The 2,891-nt window shown below is 76.6% G+C and carries 1 protein-coding gene; it reads left to right on the forward strand.

Annotated elements, in window-relative coordinates; translation table 11 throughout:
* Window positions 1–2,891, forward strand: a 2,891-nt coding sequence (locus ACIQOV_RS35605) for an SDR family NAD(P)-dependent oxidoreductase (RefSeq protein ID WP_401054964.1), incomplete at both ends; no start/stop codon positions are given.

Consider the following 2,891-nt stretch of genomic DNA (forward strand, 5'->3'; position numbering starts at 1 on the left):
GTCATGGCGATGCGGCACGGCGAACTGCCGCGAACCCTCCACGTGGACGCGCCCACCCCGCACGTCGACTGGGCCTCCGGCGGCGTCCGGCTCCTCACCGAGGCCCGGCCGTGGCCGGAGCACGAGCACCTGCGCCGCGCCGGCATCTCGGCCTTCGGCATCAGCGGCACCAACGCCCACCTGATCATCGAGCAGTCCTCCGACCCGGACCCCGGCCACCTTCCCGAACCCGCCGACCGGGCCGCCCCCACCGCCTGGCTGCTGTCCGCGAAGACCGACGCCGCGCTGCGCGCCCAGGCCGAGCGGCTGCACGGGTACGCGACCGCCCACCCCGACGTCCCGGCCGCCGCGATCAGCCGCGCACTGGCCGCCCGCACCCGGTTCGAGCACCGGGCCGCGGTGGTCGGCGCCGACCGGGACGACCTGCTGTCCGGCCTGGCCGCGCTCCCGCCGGGACTGCCGGGCCGGCCGGCCCGTACCGGCGGGACCGTGTTCGTCTTCCCCGGACAGGGCGCGCAGTGGGCGGGCATGGGCCGTGACCTGTACGAGCAGTCCGAGGTCTTCCGTGCCGGCATCGACGCCTGCGCCGCCGCCCTGGCCCCGTACACCGACTGGTCGCTGGTCGACGAACTGCGCCACGGCTCGCTGGACCGCGTCGACGTGGTGCAGCCGGCCCTGTTCGCCGTCATGGTGGCGCTGGCCGACCTGTGGCGGTCCTACGGCGTGCAGCCGGACGCCGTGGTCGGCCACTCCCAGGCGGAGATCGCCGCCGCGTACGTCGCCGGCGCGCTGTCGCTGCGGGACGCCGCCAAGGTCGTGGCGTTACGGTCCAGGGCACTGGCCGTCCTCGCCGACCGGGGCGGCATGGTGTCCCTCGCGCTGTCCGTCGAACAGGCTGCCGGCTACCTGGCCCGTTGGGGCGAGCGGCTGACCACCGCCGTGGTGAACGGACCCGCGGCGGTCGTGGTGTCCGGCGGCCTCGACGTGCTGGACGAACTGCTGGCGGCCTGTGAGGCCGACGGCGTCCGCGCCCGCCGCCTGCCCGTCGACTACGCCGCCCACTCCGTCCAGGTCGAGGCGATCCGCGAGCACCTGCTCACCGACCTCGCCGACATCACGCCCCACTCGGCGGCGATCCCGTTCTACTCCACGGTCACCGGCGAACCGGTCGACACCTCCGCCCTCGACGCCGACTACTGGTACCGCAACCTCCGCGAACCCGTACGGTTCGACCTGGCCACCGCCCGGCTCACCGCCGACGGCCACGACCTGTTCCTGGAGGTCGGCCCACACCCGGTGCTGGTGCCCGCGCTGGATGTCGCCGCCACCGGAACACTGCGCCGCGACCACGGCGGCCTCACCGAATTCCTCGCCGCGGCGGGACGCCTCTACGCCGCCGGAGCCGACGTCGACTGGACCCCGGTCCTGCCCCGCACCGCACCCGGGGCGGACCTGCCCACGTACGCCTTCCAGCGCGAGCCCTACTGGGTGACCGCGACCCCGCCGGTGCCCCGTGACGACTGGCGGTACGAGGTGGCATGGGCGCCGACGACCGGTACCGCGGTCCCGGTGGACCCGGAACGCTGGCTCGTCCTGGCCACGACCGGGCACCCGTGGGCCGAGGCCCTGCGCGAACGGGGCTTCGCGGTGGCCGACACCTGGGACGTGGCCGACACCGGGGACGCCCGGCCCGGGCCGGACGGTGTGCTGTCGCTGCTGGCGCTGGACGAGGAGCCGCACCCCGACCACCCGCTGCTCCCGGCGGGCCTGGTCCGCACCCTGGATCTGGTCCGCACCCTGGACCCGGCGCGCAGCCTGGACCCGGTGAGGACGGCGGCCGTCCCGCTGTGGTGCGCGACCAGCGGCGCCGTGAGTACCTCGGGCACCGACCCGGTCACCAGCCCGGCCCAGGCCCTGGCGTGGGGCACCGGCGCGTCCGCGGCGCTGGAGTTCCCGCACGGCTGGGGCGGCCTGGTCGACCTTCCCGCCGTGCCCGACGAGGAGAGCGTGAACGCGCTGCTCGTCGTGCTCGCCGGCACGGGCGAGGACCAGGTGGCGATCCGCGGCACCCGGCGCTTCGCCAAGCGGCTGCGCCGCAAGGCCTCGTCGGGCCCGGCCGCGCGGTCCTGGCGGCCGCGGGGCACGGTGCTGGTCACCGGCGGCACCGGCGCGCTCGGCGGACATGCGGCCCGCCGCCTCGCGCGGCAGGGCGCGGATCACATCGTGCTGGCCGCCCGCCGCGGCCCCGACGCACCCGGCGCGGCGGGCCTGCGCGCCGAGCTGGAGGCAGCCGGGGCGCGGGTGACCGTGGCGGCGTGCGACGTGGCCGACCGGGACGCCCTGCGGGACCTCGTCGGGCGCGTCGGCGACATCCGCGCGGTCTTCCACACCGCCGGCGTGATCAGGGCGACCAGGCTGGCCGACACGACACCGGCGGAGTTCGCCGAGGTCGTCATGGCCAAGGTCGCCGGGGCGGCGAACCTGGCGGAACTCCTGCCCGACCTCGACGCCTTCGTCCTGTTCTCCTCCACCGCGGGCGTGTGGGGCGACGGCCACGGCGCGGCCTACGCCGCCGGCAACGCCTTCCTCGACGCCCTGGCCGCACAGCACCGGGCCCAGGGCCGCGCCACGACCTCCGTCGCGTGGGGCATCTGGGCCGACGGCGGCATGGCGGCCCTGGAGTCCGTGCGGCGCCAGCGCGCCCTGCTCGGCCTCGGCGAACTGGACCCGGGCCGGGCACTCGACGCGCTGCAGGACGTCCTCGACCACGACGAGGCCCTCGCGGTCGTCACCGAGGCCGACTGGGCACAGTTCGCCCGCGCCTACACCCACGCGCGGCCGAGCCGGCTGCTGCGGGACCTGCCCGAGGCCCACAGTCGGCCGCAGGCCCC

The sequence above is a fragment of the Kitasatospora sp. NPDC091257 genome (assembly GCF_044757675.1).
GTDB classification, from domain to species: Bacteria; Actinomycetota; Actinomycetes; order Streptomycetales; family Streptomycetaceae; genus Kitasatospora; species Kitasatospora lactacystinica.